At 66.6% G+C, this 24,095-nt stretch carries 24 protein-coding genes; 5 read left to right on the top strand and 19 right to left on the bottom strand.

What is annotated here, in order from left to right; all coding sequences use genetic code 11:
* Positions 1–105: 105 nt before the first annotated feature.
* The 3 genes from G5A46_RS17475 to G5A46_RS17465 are packed head-to-tail and all read right to left on the bottom strand — an operon-like array spanning position 106 to position 2,844.
* Positions 106–909 (bottom strand): carbohydrate ABC transporter permease, encoded by an 804-nt coding sequence (locus G5A46_RS17475; RefSeq protein WP_163851633.1) that lies wholly within the window; start codon positions 907–909, stop codon positions 106–108.
* Entirely contained in the window at positions 906–2,012 is a 1,107-nt protein-coding gene (locus G5A46_RS17470; protein WP_163851631.1) for an ABC transporter ATP-binding protein, read from the bottom strand. The genes G5A46_RS17475 and G5A46_RS17470 overlap by 4 nt, the downstream gene beginning before the upstream one ends.
* 31 nt (positions 2,013–2,043) lie before the next feature.
* A complete protein-coding gene (locus tag G5A46_RS17465) occupies positions 2,044–2,844 on the bottom strand; it encodes an SDR family NAD(P)-dependent oxidoreductase (RefSeq protein WP_163851629.1) in 801 nt (266 codons plus the stop codon).
* Positions 2,845–2,961: 117 nt separating this feature from the next.
* On the opposite strand from G5A46_RS17465, the gene G5A46_RS17460 reads away from it, so the two are divergent.
* The 4 genes from G5A46_RS17460 to G5A46_RS17445 are packed head-to-tail and all read left to right on the top strand — an operon-like array spanning position 2,962 to position 6,697.
* Positions 2,962–3,765, top strand: a complete 804-nt coding sequence (locus G5A46_RS17460) for a DeoR/GlpR family DNA-binding transcription regulator (RefSeq protein WP_239521067.1) — start codon at positions 2,962–2,964, stop codon at positions 3,763–3,765.
* A 19-nt stretch (positions 3,766–3,784) separates the two neighbouring features.
* Positions 3,785–4,585: a BtpA family protein gene (locus G5A46_RS17455; RefSeq protein WP_163851625.1), complete on the top strand. Its 801-nt coding sequence runs from the start codon at positions 3,785–3,787 to the stop codon at positions 4,583–4,585.
* A 16-nt stretch (positions 4,586–4,601) separates the two neighbouring features.
* Entirely contained in the window at positions 4,602–6,080 is a 1,479-nt protein-coding gene (locus tag G5A46_RS17450) for an FGGY-family carbohydrate kinase (protein WP_163851623.1), read from the top strand.
* On the top strand, positions 6,080–6,697 hold the full coding sequence (locus G5A46_RS17445) for an HAD family hydrolase (protein WP_204318787.1): 618 nt from the start codon (positions 6,080–6,082) through the stop codon (positions 6,695–6,697). Before G5A46_RS17450 ends, G5A46_RS17445 begins: the two co-directional genes overlap by 1 nt.
* Positions 6,698–6,787: 90 nt before the next feature.
* Here G5A46_RS17445 and G5A46_RS17440 read toward each other — a convergent pair whose 3' ends face one another.
* From G5A46_RS17440 to G5A46_RS17375, 14 genes are all read right to left on the bottom strand, one after another.
* Positions 6,788–8,206, bottom strand: a complete 1,419-nt coding sequence (locus G5A46_RS17440) for an amidase family protein (RefSeq protein WP_163851621.1) — start codon at positions 8,204–8,206, stop codon at positions 6,788–6,790.
* Positions 8,207–8,217: 11 nt separating this feature from the next.
* Entirely contained in the window at positions 8,218–8,667 is a 450-nt protein-coding gene (locus tag G5A46_RS17435; RefSeq protein ID WP_163851619.1) for an allophanate hydrolase-related protein, read from the bottom strand.
* Between the two features lie 13 nt (positions 8,668–8,680).
* On the bottom strand, positions 8,681–9,373 hold the full coding sequence (locus tag G5A46_RS17430) for a GntR family transcriptional regulator (protein WP_163851617.1): 693 nt from the start codon (positions 9,371–9,373) through the stop codon (positions 8,681–8,683).
* On the bottom strand, positions 9,370–9,765 hold the full coding sequence (hpxZ, locus tag G5A46_RS17425; protein ID WP_163851615.1) for an oxalurate catabolism protein HpxZ: 396 nt from the start codon (positions 9,763–9,765) through the stop codon (positions 9,370–9,372). The genes G5A46_RS17430 and hpxZ overlap by 4 nt, the downstream gene beginning before the upstream one ends.
* Entirely contained in the window at positions 9,762–11,171 is a 1,410-nt protein-coding gene (locus G5A46_RS17420) for an AtzE family amidohydrolase (protein ID WP_163851613.1), read from the bottom strand. The genes hpxZ and G5A46_RS17420 overlap by 4 nt, the downstream gene beginning before the upstream one ends.
* Positions 11,168–11,368 carry a hypothetical protein gene (locus G5A46_RS17415; protein WP_163851611.1) on the bottom strand — a complete coding sequence of 67 codons (201 nt, stop codon included), beginning with the start codon at positions 11,366–11,368 and terminating at the stop codon, positions 11,168–11,170. Before G5A46_RS17415 ends, G5A46_RS17420 begins: the two co-directional genes overlap by 4 nt.
* A gap of 2 nt (positions 11,369–11,370) precedes the next feature.
* Positions 11,371–12,831: an amidase gene (locus G5A46_RS17410; RefSeq protein ID WP_163851609.1), complete on the bottom strand. Its 1,461-nt coding sequence runs from the start codon at positions 12,829–12,831 to the stop codon at positions 11,371–11,373.
* The gene (locus G5A46_RS17405; RefSeq protein WP_163851606.1) at positions 12,828–13,817 is read right to left on the bottom strand and encodes an oligopeptide/dipeptide ABC transporter ATP-binding protein; all 990 of its coding nucleotides are present in this window, start codon (positions 13,815–13,817) and stop codon (positions 12,828–12,830) included. Before G5A46_RS17405 ends, G5A46_RS17410 begins: the two co-directional genes overlap by 4 nt.
* A complete protein-coding gene (locus G5A46_RS17400; protein WP_163851604.1) occupies positions 13,814–14,791 on the bottom strand; it encodes an ABC transporter ATP-binding protein in 978 nt (325 codons plus the stop codon). Before G5A46_RS17400 ends, G5A46_RS17405 begins: the two co-directional genes overlap by 4 nt.
* Positions 14,788–15,678, bottom strand: a complete 891-nt coding sequence (locus tag G5A46_RS17395; protein ID WP_163851602.1) for an ABC transporter permease — start codon at positions 15,676–15,678, stop codon at positions 14,788–14,790. Before G5A46_RS17395 ends, G5A46_RS17400 begins: the two co-directional genes overlap by 4 nt.
* Complete coding sequence (locus G5A46_RS17390; protein ID WP_163851600.1) at positions 15,671–16,684, bottom strand: ABC transporter permease; 1,014 nt, start codon at positions 16,682–16,684, stop codon at positions 15,671–15,673. The genes G5A46_RS17395 and G5A46_RS17390 overlap by 8 nt, the downstream gene beginning before the upstream one ends.
* The gene (locus G5A46_RS17385) at positions 16,681–17,367 is read right to left on the bottom strand and encodes a cysteine hydrolase family protein (RefSeq protein WP_163851598.1); all 687 of its coding nucleotides are present in this window, start codon (positions 17,365–17,367) and stop codon (positions 16,681–16,683) included. Before G5A46_RS17385 ends, G5A46_RS17390 begins: the two co-directional genes overlap by 4 nt.
* Complete coding sequence (locus G5A46_RS17380; protein WP_163851596.1) at positions 17,364–18,056, bottom strand: cysteine hydrolase family protein; 693 nt, start codon at positions 18,054–18,056, stop codon at positions 17,364–17,366. Before G5A46_RS17380 ends, G5A46_RS17385 begins: the two co-directional genes overlap by 4 nt.
* Positions 18,057–18,144: 88 nt before the next feature.
* Positions 18,145–19,755, bottom strand: a complete 1,611-nt coding sequence (locus G5A46_RS17375) for an ABC transporter substrate-binding protein (RefSeq protein ID WP_163851594.1) — start codon at positions 19,753–19,755, stop codon at positions 18,145–18,147.
* Between the two features lie 587 nt (positions 19,756–20,342).
* Between G5A46_RS17375 and nhaA the strand changes: the two genes are divergently transcribed.
* Positions 20,343–22,151 carry a Na+/H+ antiporter NhaA gene (gene nhaA / locus G5A46_RS17370; protein WP_163851591.1) on the top strand — a complete coding sequence of 603 codons (1,809 nt, stop codon included), beginning with the start codon at positions 20,343–20,345 and terminating at the stop codon, positions 22,149–22,151.
* Between the two features lie 53 nt (positions 22,152–22,204).
* Here the strand turns inward: nhaA and flhB are convergent, their stop codons facing one another.
* A complete protein-coding gene (gene flhB / locus G5A46_RS17365) occupies positions 22,205–23,329 on the bottom strand; it encodes a flagellar type III secretion system protein FlhB (RefSeq protein ID WP_163851589.1) in 1,125 nt (374 codons plus the stop codon).
* Positions 23,330–23,338: 9 nt separating this feature from the next.
* Positions 23,339–24,094 carry a flagellar biosynthetic protein FliR gene (locus G5A46_RS17360; protein WP_163851587.1) on the bottom strand — a complete coding sequence of 252 codons (756 nt, stop codon included), beginning with the start codon at positions 24,092–24,094 and terminating at the stop codon, positions 23,339–23,341.
* Position 24,095 lies beyond the last annotated feature (1 nt).

Raw genomic sequence — 24,095 nt, 5'->3', positions numbered from 1 at the left:
TGGTTTTCATGATCTTTCCTTCCTGTTGGTATGAGTGTTCGAAAGCGGGCCGGTTGGTTCGGCCCTTCTGTTGGCGCGCGGGCCGGAACCCGCGCGCGGAAATCATCAGCCCACCCCCCCGAAGGAGAGGCCCCGTACCAGGTATTTCTGGATGAAGCGGGAGACGACCATCAGCGGCACGATGGCCAGCGCGACGCCAGCGGCAACCTTGCCGATCTCCACCCCGTTGGAGGTCTGAAGCGCGGCCAGGGCCACAGGCACCGTCGCGGTGGACGGGCCGCTGAGGATCAGGGCAAAAAGAAATTCGTTCCACGCCAGGATGAACCCCAGCACCACGGCAGCGGCGATGCCGGGCCGGGCGACGGGCAGGACCACCAGTACGAAGGCCTGCCAGTTGGTGGCCCCGTCGGTGATCGCGGCCTCTTCCAGCTCTTTCGGGATGCCCTCGAAGAACCCCATCAGGATCCACGTCAGAAAGGGCAGGTTGATCACAGCATAAACGATGACCAGCCCGGCGATGGAATTGGTCAGCCCGACTTCGCGGTAGATCATGAAGGTGGGCAGCGCCAGCGCCACGGGCGGCAGCATCTGGGTGGCCAGAACGGCGAAGCGTGCGGCGCGCCCGCCGGTGCGGAACCGGGCAAAGGCATAGCCTGTCAGCGCGGCAAAGGGCGTGGCGATCAGCACCGATCCCAGGGCCACGATGACCGAATTCATGTAGTTCCGGCCATAGCCGTTGCGGGCAAAGAGGCTTTGGTAGTTCTCGGTGCTGAAGGCGGGCCAGAGACGGGCATCATAGGACAGCGCGGCGGGCACCAGGCTGGTGCGGATCAGCCAGAAGATCGGCAGCGCCACGATCAGGCAGACGAAGATCAGGGCCAGATGGCGAAGAAGGGGGCCGATCCTCATGCGCGCACCGTTTCGGGATCGGGCCGGGCAAAGGTCTGTTCGGTCTGCCCGTCGAAAAGATAGATCGCCGCGGTATCAAGGTAGAGCGACACCTGTTCCCCCACGGCGGGCAACAGGTGCCGATCGACCCGGGCGGCGAGGGTCTCCCCCGCCTGGTGAAAGAACAGGATGTTCTCCGCCCCCAGGGCTTCGATCGCGCGGACCTCGCCGGTGACAGGGATGCGGCAAGGCCCCGGCGTGGCGTGAAAATCCTCCGCCCGGATACCCAGCTTCAGGGATTGGCCGGCGGCGGCGGCATAGGCGCGCTGCTGGTCCGGGGTCAGGGTGAAATCGGCCAGCGGGCTGGACAATCGGCCGTCCTTCAGGGTGGCGGGCAGGATGCTCATCGGCGGGGTGGACAGGAACCGGGCGACGAAGATGTTGACAGGGTTGTCATAGACCTCCAGCGGCCGGCCCACCTGCATGATCTCTCCGTCGCGCAGGATGCAGATGCGGTCGCCCATGGTCATCGCCTCCACCTGATCGTGAGTGACGAAAACCGTGGTCTTGCCCAGTTCGCGGTGCAGCCGCACCAGCTCCAGCCGCATTTCGGCCCGCAGGGTGGCGTCCAGGTTGGACAGCGGCTCGTCCATCAGGAAGACATCCGGCTCCCGAACGATGGCCCGGCCAAGCGCGACGCGCTGGCGCTGACCGCCCGACAGTTCCGCCGGTTTGCGGTCCAGGTAGGGGGCCAGCCCCAGCTTCTGCGCGGCGGCGGTCACGCGCTGCGCCCGGTCGCCGCGCGGGACACCGCGCATCTTCATGCCAAAGGCGATGTTGTCGCGCACGCTCATGTGCGGATAAAGCGCGTAGGTCTGGAAAACCACGGCAATGTTGCGGTCGCGCGGCGGTGTATGGGTCATGTCGCGCCCGCCGATGGTCAGCGTGCCGGAGGTAATGTCTTCCAGACCCGCGATCATCCGCAGGGTCGTGGACTTGCCGCAGCCCGACGGCCCGAGAAAGCACATGAACTCTCCCTCCCGGATCTCCAGGTCCACGTCGCGGACGCCGAAAATGCCGCTTCCGTAGTCGCGGGTCACGCCCTTCATGGTGATTTCGGCCATGCGCCGTCCTTTCCTCTCGATCCGCTGGGGATCAGGTCGTGTAGACGCCGCCAGTGACGTTGATCGCCTGACCGGTCATGAAGCGCGCTGCGTCCGCGCACAGGAACACCGCGACATTGGCCACGTCCTCCGGTGTTTCCAGCCGGCCCAGCGGGGTCTGATCGATGTAATCCTGCACCACCTCAGGCCCGGTCATGCCCCGCAGCTTGGCCTCCCATTCGACTTCGCGGTCCTGCATCCCGGTCTTGACGAAGCCGGGGCAGACGGCGTTTACCCGCACGCCGATCGGCGCCAACTCGCGGGCCAGGGCCTGGGTCCAGCCGACCACCGCGAATTTCGAGGCGCTGTAATGGGCCAGAAACGGCGCGCCAACCTTGGCCGCCAGGGATGCGGTGTTGACGATCACGCCACTGCCCGTTCCGGTGAAATGCCGTGCCGCCATCTGGTTGGTCAGAAAGACACCGCGTGCGTTGACGTTCATGTTGAAGTCCCAATCCGCGTCGGTCAGCGCGACCGCCGGCGCCATGGAGGACACGCCCGCATTGGCGACGCAGATGTCGATGCCGCCCAGCCCCTCCACCGCCGCGTCGAAGGCGGCGGTGACAGAGGCGCGGTCGCGCACGTCCACGGCCAGTCCGATATGCCCGTGACCCAGATCAGCGGCGGCGCGGGTGGCGGCCTTGGCGTCCAGATCGGCGATCGCGACGCGCACGCCCTGCGCCGCCAGACCCCGTGCGATGGCGTTGCCGATGCCGGTGACGCCGCCCGTCAGGAACGCACGCTTATTGTTTAGATCTGGATGCACCTGTGCGGATAGGGTGGTGTGGGACATGATGTTGAGGCTCCTTTCAAGGAAACTGAACAAGATCGCACGCAAAAGGCAAGCTTTTTGTTTACTTATGTTGCCTTCTGCGCTCAACTCGGACATAGAACTGGCATGAGGCCGAACATGAACACCAAGATGCGAACACCTGCACAGACCCGCATGAACGCGATCCTGAAACGCTTGCACGAAGGCGGTTCGGTGGCCGTGGCCGATCTGGCGCGCGACTTCGAGGTTTCCGACATGACCGTGCGCCGCGACCTGTCGGAGCTGGAGCGCGAAGGCCTGTTGCATCGCGTGCACGGCGGCGCGCGGCGCCGGGCGTCCGGCCCCCTGAAAGTGATCGACGATGTTGAGCCGGATTTCGATGCGCGGGCCGCACACAATGCGCCGGCGAAACGGCTGATTGCCGCCGAAGCTGCTGAACTTCTTGCAGGTTTTCGGTCCGTGGCCATCGACGTCGGCAGCTCATGCCTGTTCGCGGCCGAGGCCCTGGCCCGGCGGGGCGGACAGCGCCACATCTTCACCAACAGCCTGCGGGTCGCGACCTCTCTGGGCGCCATGGGCACCGAGGTCTACCTGCCCGAGGGGCGCACCCGGCCGAACGAATTGTCGATCACCGGGCCAAGCGCGATCGAGAGCTTTTCCAAGCTGCATTTCGAGGTCGCCGTGATCGGCATTTCCGGTCTCTCGGACGAGGGGTTCTACGATTATTCCATCGAAGACAGCGAGCTGAAGAAAATCTACCTGGAACGTTCGGCGCATCGCGTGTTTTTGTGCGATTCAACAAAATTTCGGCGGCTTTCGACCATCCGCGTCGCCGCCCTGTCCGAAGCGTCGGTCCTGATCACCGACGCGCCGCCGCCATCCGATCTTGCCTCCGCCCTTGCGGGCGCGGGGGTGGAGATCCGTGTGGCCGAAGAAACCTGACCTCCCAAGGAGACCCTGCATGCCCTTCGACTTCTTCGACGGAAAGAACAAGGCCGTCATTTCCATGGCCCATATCGGCGCCCTTCCCGGTTCCCCCCTCTACGATGCCGATCGCGGCATGGACGGGTTGATCGAAGGGGTGATCGCCGACGTGGAAAAATTGCAGGACGGCGGCGTCGATGCGATCATGTTCGGCAACGAGAACGACCGCCCCTACGTGTTCAAGGGCTCTCCCGAAAGCATCGCGGCGATGACCGCTGTCGTCACGGCGGTCAAGCCTCTGCTGAAGGTACCGTTCGGCGTGAACTACCTGTGGGATCCGCAAAGCTCCATCGCGATCGGCGCGGTCACCGGCGCCTCCTTCGTGCGGGAGATCTTTACCGGGGTCTTCGCCTCCGACATGGGCATCTGGGAGCCGAACTGCGCCGAGGCCTCGCGCCTGCGCACGAATCTCAAACGCGATGACATGAAGATGCTGTTCAACATCAACGCCGAATTCGCCCATTCGCTGGACCAGCGCCCGATCGAACTGCGCGCCAAAAGCGCGGTCTTCTCCTCGCTCGCCGATGCCATTCTTGTGTCCGGTCCGATCACCGGTCAGCCGGCGGAGCATTCGGACCTGCGCAAGGTCTGCGAAACGCTGGAGGACGTGCCCGTCTTTGCCAATACCGGGGTGAATATCGACAATATCGCCGATGTCTTCTCGGTCGCGCAGGGTTGCGTGATCGGCACCCATTTCAAGGTCGACGGCAACACCTGGAACCCGGTGGATTCCGACCGTGTGAAACGGTTCATGGACAAGGTGGGCGCCCTGCGCTGAGCGGGGGGATTTCCCAATGAGCCTGATCCTGGGACTGGACATCGGCACCACCTCCACCATCGGCCTGCTGATGGAACTGCCGGACAAGATCGTGGCGGTGGCCTCCCGCCCGGTCACGCTGCGCGCGCCCCGGCCCGGCTGGGCCGAGGAAGACCCCGAGGAATGGTGGGCCAATGTCTGCGCCATCGTGCCGGAGCTGCTGGCACGCGCCGGCCGCGACGCGACGGAGATCGCGGCCATCGGAACCTCGGGCATGTTGCCCGCCGTGGTGCTGCTGGATGCGGCGGGCGCGGTGCTGCGCCCCTCCATCCAGCAGAGCGACGGGCGCTGCGGGGCGGAGGTCGCGCAGATGCGGGCGGAGATCGACGAAGACGCGTTTCTGGCCCGCGCGGGCAACGGGGTGAACCAGCAACTGGTTGGCGCCAAGCTGCGCTGGCTGGCCCGGCACGAACCGGAGGTGCATGCCCGCATCGCCACCGTCTTCGGCTCCTACGATTTCATCAACTGGCGCCTGACGGGGGAGCGTCGGGTGGAACAGAACTGGGCGCTGGAGGCCGGCGTGACCGACATCGCCACCGGCACCCTTTCGCGTGAACTGGCCGAGATGACCGGCGTGCCCTGGGATGCGCTGCCCCCCCGCGTCGAAAGCGTGGCGGTCCAGGGCCATGTGACCGATGCGGCAGCGGCGGCGACGGGTCTGGCCCCCGGCACGCCGGTGACGGGCGGCGCGGCGGACATGATCGCCTCGGCCCTGGGTGCCGGGGTGACGCGGGCGGGGGATGTGCTGCTGAAATTCGGCGGCGCGGTGGACGTGATGACAGCCACGGATCGGGCGGCACCGGATGCGCGGCTGTATCTGGACTACCACCTGATCCCCGGCCTGTTCATGCCCAATGGCTGCATGTCCACCGGTGGATCGGTGCTGAACTGGTTTGTCCGAACCTTCTGCGAAGGCCGCGATTTCGGCGCCGCGCCCCATGCCGCGCTGGACCGATTGGCTGCCGAGGTGCCCGCCGGGTCGGAGGATCTGACCGTCCTGCCCTATTTCCTGGGAGAGAAGACGCCGATCCACGATCCCGCTGCCCGTGGCCTGATCGAAGGGCTGACCCTGTCGCATGGGCTGGGTCATCTGTGGCGCGCGGTGCTGGAAAGCTACGGCTATGCCCTGCGCCATCACATCGACGTGCTGCGCGACATGGGCCATGCGCCGGAACGCTATCTGGTGTCCGACGGCGGCGCGGTCAGCACGGTCTGGATGCAGATCGTGGCCGATATCCTGGACGCTCCGGTGCAGCGGCTGGGCAGTCACCCCGGCTCCTGCCTGGGGGCGGCGTGGGTGGCGGCTGTGGGGGTTGGCCTGGCGGAATGGGACGGCATCGGCGCCTTCGTGCAGGAGGCCGAGCTGATCCGCCCCGTCCCGGCCCATCGGGACACCTACGATGCGGGGTATGCGCGGTATCACGACCTTTATTCCCGACTGAAGGGGATGCGCTGATGGGCGCGCGCGGCGTGGCCTGGGACATTGACGGTACGCTGGTGGACAGCGAACCGCTGCACCACCGGGTATTGATCGATGTCTGCCTGGCCCATGGTCTGGACCTGCGCGCCGACCCGGTGGACAGGTTTCTGGGCGTGCACATGGACGATGTCTGGACCGCCCTTGCACCGGATCTGCCCGGTGTGGCACGGGCGGATTGGATGGCGGCGATCAGCGACAGCTATTGCGCGCGCGCCGCGCAGGTCGCCGCCTTGCCCCACGCGGTCGAGGTCATCGCCGCGCTGCATGACGCGGGCATTCCGCAGGTCGCCGTTTCCAATTCCGGGCGCGCGGTGGTGGCGGCGAACCTGGCAGCTCTGGGCATCCGCGACCTGCTGGTGGCGGCGATATCGCTGGATGACGTGACACGGGGCAAGCCCGATCCCGAACCCTACCTGCGCGGCGCGCTTGCGCTGAGCCTGCCGCCCGCGCAGGTGTTGGCGGTGGAGGACAGCCCTACCGGCGCCACCGCCGCCCGCGCCGCCGGGATGGCGGTGGCCTACCTGGGGGACGGCCCGCCGGGTGCCGTCGCAATCAGCAGCCTGCGGGCGGTACCGGGCCTGCTGCGCGGCTGAGGGTGGGGGCGGCTGAAGGCAGGGGCGGCTGAAGGCAGGGGCGGCTGAGAGAGAGGACGGCGGTTGTGCCGCCAGCCCCCCGGTGACCCGTCAGGCCGTGCCGTCCGGCAACGGCGCCCCCGCCAGCCCCGGCGCAATCCCCAGGGCATCATGGAGCGCGGCACCCACCCGGCAGACCAGGTCATCGCCCAGTGAGGGGCCGATCAGCATGGTGCCCAACGCAATGCCATCGCTGCGGAACCCGGCCGGGACCGAGGCGGCAGGCAGGTCCAGCAGGTTCACGAAATTCGTATAGGTGCCCATCTTCGCGTTGAGGGCGATGTTGTCCGCCAACAGCGCCGCGATCGTGTAGGTCGTGGGCGAGGTCGGGGTGACAAGCAGATCGACGTCCCGGAACAGCTGCCGGATCTGCTGTTTGTACCCGGCGACGACATATTGCGCCTTGAACACGTCGCGGGCGGTGTATTTCCGCCCCCAGGACAGGATTTCGCGGGTTGCGGGGCACAGCGCCGTCTCGTCCGCGTCAAAGCGATCGCCGAAATTGGCATAGCGCTGCGCGATGAACGGCCCGTCATAGAGCATCCGTGCCGCCGTCAGGTAGGGGGTCATGTCGATCTCCACCGCCGTGCCGCCAAGGGCGCGCAGCCGGTCCACATTGGCGGCGAAGAGCTGTGCGGCCTCTGCATCGCCATCGGTGTCCAGCGTCGCGGCATCGGGAATGGCAAAGCGGAAGCTGGCGGGCGCGGGATCGGTGGTGACGCGGAACCCGGCCGCTCCGGGCTTGGAAAACGGGTCGCTGGGGTCGTGGCGATAGACCATGTTGGTCAGCAACACGCTGTCGGCCATGGTCAGGGTCAGGAAATTCTCTGTCCCGACCATGCCCGCCTGGGATGTCCCGGCGCGTGGCACCAGCCCCGGCGTGGGCTTGTAGCCGACGATGTTGTTCAGCGCGGCGGGCACCCGTCCCGATCCGGCGGCGTCATTGGCCACGGCAAAGCTGACCAGCCCCGCGCCCACGCTGACCCCCCCGCCCGAGGTCGATCCGCCCGAGATGTAGCGGTCATCGAAAACGCAGGAGGGGATGCCGTAATCGGTACGCACGCCGACCACGCCCATGCCCAGCTGATCCTGGTTCTGCTTCCCGATCGGGATGGCGCCGGCGTCCAGAAGGGTCTGGACCAACGGGCTGGTACGCGCGGGCATCCGGCTCCAGGCGCGGACGGCGGCGGTGCTGGGCACGCCCTCTAGGTCGACATTGTCCTTGATCCCGAACGGGATACCATAAAGCGGCAGGTCACGAGCCGTCGGATCGGCCATCAAGGCCCGCGCCCGGGCAATCGAGGCCTCGCGGTCGATCAGGTGGATCCACACATTGTCGTCGCCCCGTGCGGCGATCCGGTCATAGACCGCGTTGATCACGGCCTCGGGGGTCAGCGCGCTATCGGCAAAAAGCCCGTGCAGCGTGGCGATATCCAGCGCGCCGGTGGCGTGGTCCCAATCGGAGGTCATGGTTTGTCCTTTCATTTGGTGGGGTCCGCCGCGTCGCGCTGCGCCAGAAACACGCGCCAGGATTGCAGGTCGGTGATGTCGCGGGCGCCCTCGGCCGTGGCGATCGCTTCGCAGACAAAGCCCTTGACCCGGCGGCCATCGGTCAGGCGCAACGTGCCGATGCCCAGCGGGCTGTCGATCCGGGTCAGCAACAGGCCCAGCCCGGCCGGGGTGATCCGCCATAATTCCAGCGCGATCTCTGCGCCGCTGCCCGGTAGGCCGCGCACCAGACCGGGCCGGATCGGCTCCTTGGCCGTCAGGGCATGGAACCGGTAGCTGTCATCGGTCCGGGCGGTGCTGTCGAACGTGGCCCCGCAATCATGCATCTGCGGTTCCAGCGGCATGCCGCGCATATGAGCGCCGCAGACGGCCACCAGCAGGGCGTCATCTCCCTGCGGGTCATCAATCGAAATCGTGGTCATCGGGGGTCTTTCGTCAGATGGGAATGACGCGCTTTTCGCGCAGGTAGGCTTCGGCGGCGTCCATCACGGTCAGGATGTGACGACGCATCAGGCGGGTGGCTTCCGGGGCATCGCCTTGCAGGATGGCGGTGACGATCAGCCCGTGTTCGACCTGGGAATTGCTGATCCGTTCCTTCAGGTCGAACTGCGCCGCGCGAAACGCCGCGACCGAGCGGCGGACCGACTGCGTCGCCTCCCGCAGGCTGTCGTTTCCGGCCCCGGTATAGATCGCCTCGTGCAGCCGGATGTTGTGATCCCGGTAGCCGGCGCGGTCGCGACGTTCGACCAGCATCATGCCGGCCTCGTGGATCTCGCTTAGCTGGTCGCGGGCGGTACCCTGCATCCGGCGAGCGGCATAGCCTGCACAGAGGCCTTCAAGCTCGGCCATGAATTCGAACTTTTCCAGCATCTTGTCGGTCGAGACCTCGGCGACGAAGGCGCCACGATGGGGCCGGACCTCCACCAGCCCGGTGGCGGCCAGCTCCCGCAGGGCCTCTCGCACCGGGGTGCGGGACAGGCCGAAATGCGCCCCGATCTGGGCCTCGTCCAGTTTGCGTCCGGGAGGCAGCTGGCCGGACACGATCTGCGCGCCCAGCACCCGGACCACCGCCGCCGAACGGGTCTCCCCCGGGGCGAGGCGCAAGGGCGGCGGCGGGGCGTCGGTCATGCGCCCTCCGGGTCGTCGATAACGCTGACATGGGCGGCCACGATCCGCCATTCCCCGTCGATCCGCGCCCAGGTCTGGGACTGGCGCCCGATCTTGCCGGGGGTGCGGCGGAACAGGGTCATGGCCGTTGCGAAATCGGTGCCATAGGTGGTGATTTCCGTCCGTTCCAGGGTGCGGTCCAGCCCCTTGGCCGGGCGACCGGCGCGGTAGGCCGCGATCTCCGCATGGCCATAGAGATTCTCCCCGATGCCATAGCGGATGGTGCGGGCGTCGTCGTGAAACAGAAGGTCCAGCACCGCGACGTCATTGGCGGTCAGCGCGGTTTCATAGCGTTCGAACGCGGCGGTGACCTCGGCCAGAGGGCCGGGAAGGTTGATCTGGTCCGGGGTCATGCGGGGATCTCCGTTGCGGGGGCGATGGGTGCGGTGCAGACGCTCGCGGTTTCCAGGGCGGCGGCGATGCGCAGGGCGATGTCTTCCCGCCAGGGAGGGGCGACGATCTGCACGCCGATGGGCAGCGGGCCACAGGCATTCTGCACCGGCACCGTCACCACGGGAAGTCCGATCAGGCTGATCGGCTGGGTATAGCGCCCGATATGCGGGCGGTAGGGTTGCAGGGTGCCGTCGATCATCAGGTCGTCGCTGTCGAGGCGCGGCGCGGCGAACGGGGTTGCGGGCAGGATCAGCGCATCGACATGGTCAAAGACCTCCATCGCCTCCTCCGCCAGATGGCGGCGCAGGCGCTGCGCGCGCACGTAGGCGATGCCGGGCACCAGCGCCCCGGCCAGCAGGCGGTCGCGCATCGGGCGGCCGAAATCCTCCGGCCGGGCGCGGATCGTGTCGGCATGGGTGGCGGCGCCCTCGACGGCGGTGATCAGGGCGGCGGCGGCGCGGGCTTCTTCCGCGCCTGGCAGGTCGGCGGTGCGGCTGACACCAAGCGCGGCGCAGACGCGGTCCACCGCCTGTCGGGCGGGGCCGGGGGGCGCGTCGAAATAGCCCGCCCCGCGGGCGATGCGCAGCCCGTCGGTGCCGTGGCTCAGCCGGGACAGCGCCGCGCTGCCGGGGCGGTCCACCGCGGCGGGATCGCCCGCATCCGCGCCCTGCATCGCGTTCAGCGCCAGCGCCAGGTCCTGTGCCGACCGCGCCATCGGCCCGATATGGTCCAGGCTGTCGACAAAGGGGAAGGTACCGCTGCGGGGCACCCGGCCGTAGGTCGCCTTGAGCCCGAACAGCCCGCACCAGGAGGACGGCACCCGGATTGAGCCATTGGTATCCGATCCGATGGTCAGCGGCACCATGCCCGCCGCTGCCGCCGCGCCCGATCCGCCGGAGGAGCCACCGGCGCGGTGATCCGGGTCATGCGGGTTGCGGGTATCGCCGACATGCGCGTTCTCGCCGGTGAAATCATAGGCATATTCGCCCATGTTCAACGCCCCCATCAGGATCGCGCCGGCGTCTTCCAGCCGGGTGACGACCGTGGCGTCGGTGGTGGCGGGGGGGGTGTCCATGTTGATCCTGGAACCGGCGCGGGTGATCACGCCGGCGATATCCACCAGGTCCTTCACCGCGAAGGGGACACCGGCCAGCGGGCCGATCCGCTCTCCGCGCGCCAGCCGGGCGTCCAGCCGGTCAGCGGTGGCCAGCGCCCGTTCGGCGGTGACGGTGGTAAAGGCGGTCAGGCCGGGATCGGCCTCGCGGATGCGGGTCAGCGCGGCCTCTGCCATGGCGCGGGCAGAACGGCGGTGCCCCCGAACGTCGGCGGCGATTTCGGTGGCGCTCAACCGGGTAAAGGGGGTCATTCCGGCGTCCTTTCCGGAAGGGTCCAGACCGGCGCGTTCTCCGCGCGCGGGGGCAGCGGCGCGGCCATCACGATGTCGATCCATGCCATGTTCTGGGCGACCACGGCGGTAATGGCGGGCAGGCGATCGGCGGCGGGGGTGATGCCCAGGGCAGCCAGGCCCCGGCGCACGTCATCCTCGGTCATCTGGGCGGTCATGGTCAGGCGGCCTCCAGCCGGGACAGGAGCGGCGGCACCAGATGCGCCCAGGGGCGCGCGGCCTGATAGGCGGCGGCGGCGCGCAGCACGGTGGCATCGTCCAGATGGCGCCCGACGATCTGCAAACCCACCGGCAAGCCCTCCGCCGTCAGCCCGGCAGGCACGGAGGCGGCCGGCTGGCCCGTCATGTTGAACGGAAAACAGAAGCCCAGCCAGTCGGAGGGATCGACGATCCGCCCGTCCGTCTTCTCCGGACCCTGCATATGCAAGGCGAAGGGCGGCACCGTCAACGTGGGCGAGATCAGCAGATCGTATTGGCCAAAGAACCGCGCGGCGATGTTGCACAGCCGTTTGCGGGCCATGTTGGCATTGGTCAGCGCCTCGTCGTCATGCGGGGTTTGCAGCATCTTGACCAGGTGGGGAGACATCTCGGAGGCGTGGTCGGGCAGCCAGGCGCGCATCCCGGCCAGGTCACTGTCCGCCAGCACCAGGCCCCAGAAGTCATTGCCCGGATTGGACCAGCCCGGATCGGCCGGGACAACCTCGCAGCCCAGATCACGCTCGAACACCGTGGCGGCTTCGCGCACGACGCGGCGGACTTCGGGATCCACGGCGAGATAGCCGAAATCCTCGCTGAAGGCGATGCGCAGGGGGCGCAGCTGACCGGCGCGGGCCTCGTCCAGCCAGGCGATGTCGTTGGGTATGGTGTGGCGGTCGCGCATGTCCGGGCCGGCAATCACCGACAGCATCAGCGCGGCGTCTTCCACGCTGCGGGCCATCGGGCCGATATGTTCCAGGCTTTCCCAGCTGGAGACGCCGGGGAAGCGTTCGTCGCGGCAGCCGGGCCAGAGCGGGACACGCCCCATCGACGCCTTGACCCCCACCAGCCCGCAATGGGCCGAAGGGATACGCACCGATCCGCCGCCATCCGACCCGATGGCAAAGGGCGTGACCCCCGCCGCGACCGAAGCGCCGGACCCCGCCGAGGATCCGCCCGGCGTCAGGTCGGTGTTCCACGGGTTGCGCGTGGTCTCGAACACCGGGTTGTGGCCGACACCGCTGTAGCCGAATTCCGGCACGTTGGTCTTGCCCAGGATCACCGCGCCCGCATCCTTCAGCCGTTCGACGACGATGTCGTCATCCTCCGGCACGAAATCGCGGTAAAGGGTCGACCCCATGGCCGTCACCAGATCCTTGGTCGCCACCAGGTCCTTGATCCCCACGGGCACCCCGGCCAGCGGGCCCAGCGTTTCGCCCGCCGCGCGGGCCGCGTCCACCGCCGCCGCACTGCGCCGCGCCAGGTCGGGCGCGGGGGTGCAGAAGGCGTGCAGATGCGGTTCCGTCAGCTCCATCCGCGCGATCGCGGCTTCTGTCACTTCGGCGGCGGAAAGACGACCGTCGCGCACGGCCTCGGCGATGTCGCCGGCGGACAGGGCGGCGTAGCTTTCATGGTCCAGGCTCATGCGGGGATCTCCTCTTGTGGTTGATCTTGCGGTTGGTCGAGACGGAAGTGACAGGCGGCGGAATGGGCACCCAGCTGCGTCAGCGGCGGGGCCGCGCGCGCGCAAAGATCCTGCCCGATGGGACAGCGTCCGTGAAACCGGCAGACATTCGGATCGGGGTCGATGGGACTGCGCGGTTCGCCGTTCAGGCGCACGCGGCCCTGCGCGTCACTGCCCGGAATCGCCGACAGCAGCGCATGGGTATAGGGATGCGCGGGCCGCTCGAAGATCTGCTTCACCGGGGCGCATTCGATGATCTTGCCCAGATACATCACCGCCACGCGGTCACAGACCAGCTTGACCACGTTCAGATCATGGCTGACGAAGAGGTAGCTCATCCCCAGCGTTTCGCGCAACTCTCCCAAAAGTTGCAGAATGACCACCTGGACCGAAACATCCAGCGCCGATGTCGGCTCGTCCAGGATCAGCAGGTCGGGGCGCAGGATGATGGCGCGGGCGATGCCCACGCGGGCCTTCTGCCCCCCCGACAGCTGGTGCGGATACCGGCTGAGCAATTCTTCCGGCAGGCGGGTGATGCGGGCGGCCTCGTTCACGGCCTCTGTCACCTCGGCGCGAGAGGTGCGGCCCCCCAGACGGCGCAGCGGATCGGCGATGCTGTCGAAGATACGGAACTGCGGGTTCAGGCTGTCGGTGGGATCCTGGAACACCACCTGGATCCGCTTGCGCTGATCGTGGCGGCCGAACTGGCGGGCCGGGATCTCTCCGATGCTCTGCCCGTCGATGCGGATCGCGCCGGCGGTGGGGTCGATCAGCCGCGACAGCACCCGCACCAGCGTGGATTTGCCACAGCCGGATTCGCCTACCAGCCCCAGGCTTTCGCCCCGCGCGATGGTCAGGTTCACCCCGTCCACCGCGTGCAGCTGGCCGGATTTCGTCGGGTAGATCTTTTCCAGGTCTTCCAGTTCCAGAAGCGGGGCGGCGGTCATGCGCTTTCCTTCCATGGCATGTGGCAGGCCACTTCATGCGTGGCGTCCAGCGGGCGGTAGGGCAGGGGCGCCGCGCAGGCCTCCGTGCCGCGCGGGCAGCGATGGATGAACCGGCAGGGCGGCAGGTCGCGGCGCAGATCGGGGAGGGAACCGGGGATCGCGGCCAGATCCTCCAGCCGGGAGGCGCCGTGCGGCGTCGCCTTCATCAGCAGGCTGGTATAGGGATGCGCGGCCCGGTCGAAGATATCGCCTGTGGTGCCCTGTTCGACGATATGGCCCGCATGCATCACCGCGAACCGGTCGCAATATTCCGACGCCAGCGTCAGATCATGGGTGATCAGGATGGTGGACATCCGCCGTTGCGAGGATTTCTCCCGGATCAGGTCCATGATCACCGCCTGCGTGGTCACGTCCAGCCCGGTGGTCGGCTCATCCGCGATCAGCAGCTCGGGTTCGCTGGCAAAGGCGAGGGCGATCATGACCCGCTGGCACATGCCGCCCGACAATTCGAACGGATAGGCGTGGTAGCGGCGTTCGGGATCCGGGATGCGCACCTCGGCCAGCGCGGCGATGGCGGCCTTGACCGCGTCCTTGCGGGGCAGGGCGCGGTGGGCGCGCAGCACGTCGACGATCTGCTCCCCGATGGAACGGATGGGGTTCAGCGCCGCCCGCGCGTTCTGGAAGATCATCGTCATCCGCTTGCCCCGCAGGGCTGCGACCTCGGCATCCGTGGCGGCCAGCAGGTCGACCCCGCCGGCGTTCATCCGATCCGCCGTCACCCGCGCCGACCCGCCCAGCAGCCGCATCACCGCATAGGCGGAGACGGATTTGCCCGAACCGCTTTCGCCGACCAGCCCCATCGTCTCCCCCCGCGCAAGCTGGAAGGACACGTTTTCAAGCGCATGGACAGTGCCGTCGCGGGTGCCGAAATCAACCTTGAGGTTCTGGATATCGAGAATGGGAACCGGGGTCATGTGCGGCCTTTCGGGTCAATGATGTCGCGCAGCCCGTCGCCCAGCAGGTTGAAGCAGAAGACGGCCAGAACCAGCGCGAAACCGGGAAAGAAGAAGATCCACCATTCGCCGGAGAAGATGTAATTGGCGCCCTCGGACACCATGATCCCCCATTCCGGCGTCGGCGGGCGCACGCCCAGCCCGATAAAGGACAGCCCGGCCGCGTTCAGGATCGCCCAGCCCAGGTTCAGCGAGACCTGCACCATCATCGGCGGCAGGATGTTGGGCACCAGGTGCACCGCCAGGATGCGCGCCGACCCGTTGCCGTTCAGGCGCGCCGCCTCCACGAAGCCGGCATCGCGGCGGCTGTTCACCTCTGCGCGGGCAAAGCGGATGTAGAACGGCAGGTTGATGATCGCGGTGGCGTAGACGATGTTCCACACCGTGTTGCCCAGGGCCGCGACCACACCCATGGCCAGCACGAACAGCGGAAACGCCATGATCGTGTCGACGCCCCGCCCGACCAGCCGGTCTGTCCAGCCGCCGAAATAGCCCGCCGCCGACCCCAGCCCCAGCCCCAGCACAAAGGAGATGCCGACCGCCGCAATGGCGATGCCGAAATCCACCCGCGTGGCGACGATGGTGCGCGACAGGATATCGCGGCCCAACTGGTCGGTGCCGAAGGGATGTGCCCAGCTGGGCGGTTGCAATGTGTCCGAGGACGTCGCCAGCGGATCGTAGGGGGCGATCACCTCGCCCAGCACGGCGGCCAGGACGAACATCACGAACAGCGCCATGGCAAAGGCCGTCAGCGGGTTGGACCGCATCGCATGGGCAAAGCCGGACCAGACATTGGCCAGCGCCGAAGGCGCCCGTGCGGCGGGGGCGGGATTGGTCTGGTCAGTCATCGTAACGCACCCTCGGATCGACAAGCATGTTCAGGATATCCACCCCGAGGTTCAGCAGGATGTAGAGGACGGCCATCATCACGACAAAGCCCTGGATCGCCGCGTAATCCGAGGTCAGCACCGCCTCCACCGCGTAGGATCCGATGCCGGGCCAGCCAAAGACTTGTTCGATCAGCACGTTGGCCCCCAGCAGGAAGGAAAAGATCATGCCCAGGATGTTCACCACCGGCAGCAGTGCGTTGCGGAACCCGTAGGTCCACAGGATCTTGCGGCGGGGCAGGCCCTCGGCGCGGGCGGTGGTGATGAATTCGCTGCCCAGCACCCCGATCATCGAGGCCCGCGTCATCCGTGCCAGCGGCGCCAGCGCGAAGAGGCCAAGGGAGATCGCCGGCAGGATCAGCTGCCCCATCGCCGCGCGGGCGGTGCCGATGTCGCCCGCGATCAGCGCGTCGATGGTGAAGAAGCCGGTTATGGTGGGCGGGATCGGGAAATAGATCGCCAGCCGTCCGATGGGCGAGGGCGACCAGCCGAGTTTGTAGTAAAAGACAAAGATCAGGACGAGCGCGGTGAAGAACGACGGAAAGGCCGCCGCCGCCGTTACCGTGCCCCGGCACAGGTGGTCGATCCAGGAGCCGGGATTGACCGCCGCCCATAGCCCCAGCGGCACCGCCACGACGATGGCGAACACCAACGCATAAAGCGTCAGCTCGAAGGAGGCGGGCAGGCGCCGCACCAGGTCGGTCAGCACCGGCTGGCCGGAATTGAAGGACCGTCCCAGATCGCCTTGCACCAGATCGCCCACATAGGCGCCGAACTGCACGATCAGCGGCTGGTCCAACCCCAGTCGGGCCCGCGTCTCCGCGATGGAATCTGCCGTGGCGGAGGGGCCTGCGAAATAGGCCGCCGGATCGCCGGGCAGCGTGTGGCTGATCACGAAGGTGATGATGATCACCCCGATCAGGCTGGGGATCGCGCTGAGGAAACGTTTGCCGATCATGCGGATCATGCCAGCGCCTCGAACAATTGGGCGGAGGTTCCGACGGTGCCGAACAGCCCGTCGCCCATGGTGGTGAACGTCAGGATGGCGGCGTGGTTATGGGCCAGCGAGGCGGCACAGCAATCGTCCAGCAACATGCATTCAAAGCCGCGATCATTGGCGTCACGCATGGTGGTGTGCACGCAGCAATCGGTGGTCACGCCGGTAAAGATCAGGTTGCGAATGCCGCGTGCGTGCAGCACCTGCTCCAGATCGGTGGCGTAGAAGGCGCCCTTGCCCGGCTTGTCGATGATCGGCTCGCCGGGGGCGGGGGTCAGCTCGGGAACGATCTCCCAGCCGGGTTCGCCCCGTGTCAACATGCGCCCCTTGGGTCCGGCTGTGCCGATTTCGGCCCCCTCGCGGGCCGACCGCCAGCGCTTGTTCTCGTTCAGATCGGCCAGGTCCGGGCGGTGGCCTTCGCGGGTGTGGATCACCGGGAACCCCAGATCGCGCATCCGGTCCAGTACTGCGCGGATCGGGTTGACCACGGCGCGCATCGGGGCGGGATCGGCGCCATGCTGGGAGACCCAGCCGCCGGGATCACAGAAATCGCGCTGCATGTCGATGATGATCAGCGCCGTGTCGGCGGGGGAGAACCGGCCATCGAAAGGCCAGGCATAGGGGGCGGATCGGACTTGCGGAAAATCGGTCATGCGGCTGCTCCGGTCAGGGTGGCGATGACATCGTCGGAGGTCGCGATGGACCCCCACAACCCGTTGGAGAGGCGAAATATCTCAACCTGCGCATCGTGGTTGGCGGCCTCGGCGGCGCCGCAGCAATCCTCAAGCAGCAGGCATTCAAAGCCCCGGTCGTTGGCGTCGCGCAGGGTGGATTGTACGCAGCAATCCGTGGTCACCCCCGCGATCATCAGGTTGCGGATGCCACGGGTGCGCAACACGGTTTCCAGATCGGTGCCCATGAAGGCGCCCTTGCCCGGCTTGTCGATCACGATTTCACCGGGGGCGGGGGTCAGCTCGGGAATGATGTCCCAGTTCGGTTCCCCGCGGATCAGGTAGCGGCCCAGAGGCCCCTGCGCGCCGATGCCGTTGCCGTTCAGCTGTTGCGAGCGCCACAGCTTGTTCGGCGGCAGGTCGCTGAGGTCGGGTCGGTGGCCTTCGCGGGTGTGAATGATGGTGAATCCGGCCGGGCGCAGCGTGGCCAGCAGGGATTGCAGCGGCGCGATGGGGCGGCGGGTGTTGCTCAGATCGGCGCCGCGTGAATGCACCCAACCGCCAGTTCCGCAGAAATCGATCTGCATGTCGATGATGACAAGTGCGGTATTCTCGGGGCGAAGATCCCCGTCGAATGGCCAGGGATAGAGGCCGGGCACATGGATGGTCATGCGGCTGCTCCTTGCGGTGGTGGATGGCTGTGCAGGCAGGTGGGTCGGGGGAGGGTCGGGGGGCGGAAGGGGCCGCCCCCCGGTCCTGTCATTCCGCGCGGGAAACGGTGCGGAAGTCGAGGAAGGTGTGGAACCAGTAGACATAGCCTTCGATGTCGGTCTGCATGGCGACGTCCATGAAATCCTGGGCGATCGGCACTTTCGGCAGCTCGGTCATCACCATGTCGATGATGTTGGTGATCTCCCCTTCATAGGCGGCGGGATCTTCTTCGAACCGGGCTTTCTGGATTTCGGCATCCAGCGTCTCGTCGACATGGGAGGCGACGTTGAACACCGAATTGTTGGCGCCGTAATAGGTCCAGTAGAAGTGGTATTCCGGCCAGTCCAGCCAGGCGTGGAAGCTGGTCACCGCCATCGGCATGGATTTTTCCAGCATCTTGGAAAACCAGTTGGAGCCGGGCACCTTCTCGATCGCCACGTCGACGCCGATCTTCTTCAGGTTCTGCTGAATCAGCAGGGCGATCGGCTCCCGGACCGTGGCGCGGGACAGGTCCAGATAGATGGTGCTTTCGAACCCGTCGGCATAGCCCGCTTCGTCCAACAGGGCCTTGGCCTTCTCAAGGTCGGTGGAATAGGGGCTTTTGACCGGCCAGTCGGCGGCATAACCTGCGCCCGGTTCGGCGCCGTACATCGGCGCGGCGCGGCCGTAGAACGCATCGCTCATGATCGCGTCATAGGGGATCGCATAGGCCATGGCCTCCCGCACCTTGGGATTGTCGAACGGCGGCATGGTGACGTTCATTTCCAGGTTCACGATGGCCGATTGCTTGGGTACGCCGATGACCTTCAGGCCCGGATCTTCTGCCAGTTCGGCGAAGTCCTTGGGCGGCAACCCGACCGAGACATCGACATCGCCGTTTTCCAGCAGCGCGCGCCGGGTGCCGGCGGCGGCGATCTGGCGGTAGACGACGGTCTTCATCGCGGGCAGGTCGCCGTTTTTCCAATCGTCGTAACGTTGAAAGACGATCTCGTTGCCGGGCGTCCAGCGCACCACGTCATAGGCGCCGCCGCCGGCGGTGTTGTTGGCCAGCCATTCGGTGGCCCAGGGGTCGTCTTCGGTGGCATGTTCCAGCGCCAGATCGGAGTTCAGCACGATCGGGATCGGCGTGGTCAGGTCCGGCAGCGCCAGCTTGTTGCCGTCGGGGACCGTGATGCGAAAGGTGTGTTCATCCACCGCTTCGAACTGGTCGGGTTCGGTCAGCGACCCGGCGCCCATCTGGATCAGCGGGAAGCCACCTGCGGCCACCGCGCGGTCAAAGGACCATTTCACGTCCTTCGCCTCCACCGGGGAGCCGTCGTGAAAGGTCGCGTCCTCGCGCAGTTTGAAGGTCAGCACCTTGCCGTCTTCGCTGACCTCCCATTCGGTCGCCAGTTCGGGCAGGACCTGGGTCTTGTCGTAGACCTGGGTGCCGTCTTCCAGCGTCTTGACGCCGTGCTTGACCAGCCGGTCATAGACATGCAGCGCGACGAGGCGGGTGTAATCGTTGGATGTGGGGGTCTGGGTATCGAGGGAGTTCGGCCCCTGTTCGCCCACGGCGATGATCACGTCCTGGCGCGATTGCGCCATGGCGGGGAAGGCCGCCGAGGAGGCGATCAGCGCGCTGAGGCTCAGCGCCTTGATCGTGGCAGAAATGGTCATTTCAGGCTCCTGTTGGATCGGTTGGAGACTCTCTTGTGACGCGGGGAGGAAGGGCGCCGCCTGGTCTCCCCCTTACCTGACGTCTGGCGGATTGCAGTGGCGAGGTTCGGCCGGGAAAGAAATGCCGGGATCATCGGATGTGGGGAATATTTCCTCTGTGCATACAATCAATGGCGCGAAAATGTGCAAAAGATGAATCTGACTCGTCTATTCGACGAGATTTTTGTTCGTATTGTTCGAGGAAGAGGTTTTGTGTTCGATTCGCGTGCCGCGCCTCGAAACACCGGGCCCGCCCCACAGGCCCGCCTGCCCGTAAGGCGCTGCGGTGGAGGGCCGCGACCTGCGCGCGGATACGGCAGAAAATGATTAACATAATCATGATTAGCCGTGCTGAGTTCAAAGGGCGCGCCACAATCGCGGGCGCAGGCCTGTTCCCCGGCAGGGACAACGGCTTTTCGTGCATTCGGACCAACGTCCTACTGGATTGACCGGCGACACCCCTTAAATGTTCACCCCGGGGACTGCGCCCTTTTCCGGTTGCCTGCGCCCCGCGCAACCACGAAACAGCAGCAAAAAAGGTCATGCGCATGTCCGGCAAACTCCACCTCCCCCTGGATCCGCAGGAGGATCTGATCCTCGCCAATCCGGGCGGTCGCGTTCAGATCGTGCTGTTCATCGACTACGCCGACCGCCGGCAACGACGGGTGCGCGATATCCTGTCGCGGGCGGCGGCCCGGCCGGGGGCGCAGGGGGCGCGGGTGGCGGTACGCTTTGTCCCGCCGGCCGAGTCCGGTGACAGCACCGACCTGGCCGCGCGCGCCGCCATTGCCGCCCATTGGCAAGGGGCGCTGGCGCAGATGCACGAGGCTTTGTTCTGCGTTCCCGCCGACCTGGACGAAGATACGATCCGGGGCATCGCCCGCGATCTGGACCTGGACAGCGTCGCGCTGATGGCCGACCTGAGGTCCGACCGGACCGACGCCGTGCTGCGCCGGCATTTCCAGTCCTACGAGGCCTCCGGCGCGATGCAAAGCCCGGCGATGTTCATCGACGGCCGCAGCTATGACGGCACCTGGGACGAGACCAGCGTGATGGAGGCGGTGTCGAAACCGCTGGGCCTGCGCCTGCACCTGGCCAGCCAGGATTTCTTCCATTGGGCGGCCTCTGCCGGGCTGGTGCTGGTGCTGGCGACGATCGCGGCGCTGCTGGTGGTGAACCTGGGCGCGGCAGAGATATACGACCATGTCAGCCACATGGCGGTCGGCCTGTCCTTTGGCGACTGGGCGCTGAACCTCAGCCTGGCGCATTGGGTCAATGACGGGCTGATGGCGCTGTTCTTCCTGCTTGTCGGGATCGAGATCAAGCGCGAGATCATCAATGGAGAGCTGAGCACCATGGACAAGGCGATCCTGCCGGTCCTTGGTGCATTGGGCGGGATGGCGGTGCCGGCGCTGATTTATTACGGCGTGAATTTCGGTACGGACACGGTGCATGGCTGGGGCATACCCATGGCCACAGATATCGCCTTTACCCTCGGGATCCTGGCGCTGCTGGGCAGCCGGGTTCCCACTTCTCTCAAGGTCTTTGTCTCCGCGCTGGCCATCGCCGACGATCTGGGTGCCATTGTGGTGATCGCGCTGTTCTACGGCCACGGTTTCCACCTGGATGCGCTGATCTGGGCGCTGGTGGTGATCGCGGCGATGGCAGGCATGAACATGTCGCGGATCTATGCGCGCACGCCTTATGTCATCCTGGGCGTGGTCCTGTGGTATTTCGTCCTGCAAAGCGGGCTGCACGCCACGCTGGCCGGGGTGCTGACCGCCGCGCTGATCCCCTCGCGCCCGGCTGCCAATGTCGAGGGCGTGGCCATCCATGCGCGAGAAGTGATCGAGGGCGAAGTCGGCAAGGACGAGGTCAGCCCCCTGGCGATGGCCCGGCTGAGCGCCGCCGTCGATCGCCTGCGCGAACCGGGCTTCCACCTGCAACATCGGCTGGAAAGCTGGTCGAACTTCATGATCCTGCCGCTGTTCGCCTTCTTCAACACCGGGATCGCGCTGGCCGGGGGGCTGAACCTGGTCGCGCCCGAGGTTCTGGGTGTGATCCTGGGCCTTTACCTGGGCAAGCCGCTGGGGATCATGCTGTTCGTCTGGCTGGGGGTGCGCACCGGCTGGGCGCGGTTGTCGTCGGAAATCAGCTGGCGGCAGCTGTTCGGCGCCGCCTCTCTTTGCGGGGTCGGGTTCACCATGTCGATCTTCATCGCCTCCGCCGCCTTTACCGAACCGGCGCTTGGCGGGGTGAAGCTGGCGATCCTGCTGGCCTCTCTGATGGCGGCGGTCTCCGGCTCCCTGCTGCTGATGTCAAAGCCCCAGAGCAGCGCCGCGGCGCATTCGGATTGATTCCGGTCCGGGGTCGGCGCGCCTCCGGGGCGGGCCGATCCCCGCGGGACGCGTCAATCGTCCTCCCGCAGGGTGGAACCTTCGGGAGGGGCGCGGCGGATGTTGCGCTTCAGATCCAGGATATAGCCGATGATGGCGGCGACGGCCTCCCAATGTTCCGTCGGGATCTCCTGGTCGATTTCGGCGACGTCATACAGCGCCCGGGCAAGGGGTCGGTTCTCGATCACCGGTATGTCGTTGTCCCGCGCCAGCTGCCGGATCCGGGCGGCCATCAGATCGGTCCCCTTGGCCAGGCAACTGGGCGCTAGATCGTGGCCGGATTCGTATTTCAGCGCGACGGCGAAATGGGTCGGGTTGGTCAGGACGACGGTGGCGCGGGGCACGGCGGTGGCGATACGCTGGCGCGACCTGTCGCGGCGCAGGCGGGCGCGGCGGGCGCGAATCTGGGGGTCCCCCTCGGTTTCCTTGTGCTCGTCCTTGATCTCCTGAAGGGACATGCGCTGTTTGCGCCGCCAGTCGAAACGCCGCCAGAGGATATCGGCCACCGCGACAGCCGCCACCAGCACCAGCGTCAGGCCCAGCATCACCATCGCCTGCTGCCGGGTCTGGCTCAGGATTGTCTCGGGCAGGACGCCCTGCACCTGCCAGATGGCCGAAACGGCGTCATAGGTTACCCATAGGCCGATTGCGCCAACCACCAGCACCTTGGCGATGTTCTTGAGGAAATCCACCAGCGTGGTGGCGGAGAACATCCGTTTCAGGCCCGCCAGGGGCGAGATCTTGGACAGTTTCGGCACGATCCGCTCCACCGCGACCACGGTCTGGCCCTGGATCGCCACCCCGGCCAGCGCACCCAGGATCATAAGCCCCAGCACTGGCGCCATCGCCCGACCCACGCCCAGAGACAGACCCCAGGTGACGCCGCCGATATCCGCGATGCCCTGCCGCCCCTCGCCCACCGTGACCTGTCCGGCGGTTTCGAAGATGCTGCGCAGGGTGCCGGCCAGCCGGGCGATGACCAGCGGCATGACAAAGCCCGCGATCAGCGTCAGCGACAGGACGGAGGTCAGGTTTCCCGTCTCCTTGGAGGAGGCGACATCGCCCTTTTCCCGCGCCTTCTGAAGGCGGCGCTCTGTCGGCTCCTCGGTCTTGTTCGACTTGTCTTCGTCTTCGGCCATCGCGCGCCCCTAGAAGACCAGGAGGCCCAGCCAGTCGCTGAACCCTTCGGTGAACTGGCGCAGCATCATCGGCGCCGAGACGACCAGCACCAGCAAGCCGGAGAAGATCAGGACAGGCGCCGCCACGAAGAAGACCGGCAGGTTCGGCATCATCCGGTTTGCCAGCCCCAGCCCAAGGTTCAGCAGCAGCCCCATCACGTAGAACGGTGCCGCGATGGACATGCCCATGTAGAAACTTTGCCCGACGGCGCGCAGGATCTGGTGGGACAGGTCCTGCGACATCAGCTGGCCGCGCGGGAACACGTCGTAGGACAGGGCCATGGCGCCGATGATGACATGGTGCAGATCCATGGCAAAGATCAGCGCCACGCCGGCCAGCATCAGCCCGGTGGAAATCAGGGTAGAGCCCTGGAACGATCCCATTTCGGGGGCGAAGGCGTTGGACAGCCCGGCGATCAGCCCGACCTGGTAGCCGGCGAATTGCAGTGCCGTGAGCAGGATCCGCGCGGTTATCCCGATCCACAGGCCGATCGTGATCTCGATGGCGAAACTGGCGACAAGGGCGGGGAAATCATCCAGCACCAGCGGGGCGGGCGCAACCGCCGGGCGCAGCGCCAGCGACAGAACCAGCGCCATGGCCAGCCGGTGACGGACCGGGATGAACGTCTCTCCGAAACCGGGCATGAACATGACCAGCGCGCCGATCCGGGCAAAGACCAGCGCGGCAGTCATGAATTCGGCGGTCAGAAGGGCCGTCAGGTCCATC

This window comes from Pseudooceanicola aestuarii, assembly GCF_010614805.1.
GTDB classification, from domain to species: Bacteria; Pseudomonadota; Alphaproteobacteria; order Rhodobacterales; family Rhodobacteraceae; genus Pseudooceanicola; species Pseudooceanicola aestuarii.
Note: the sequence above shows the minus strand (reverse complement) of the source record. Positions and strands in the feature narration are given on the sequence as shown.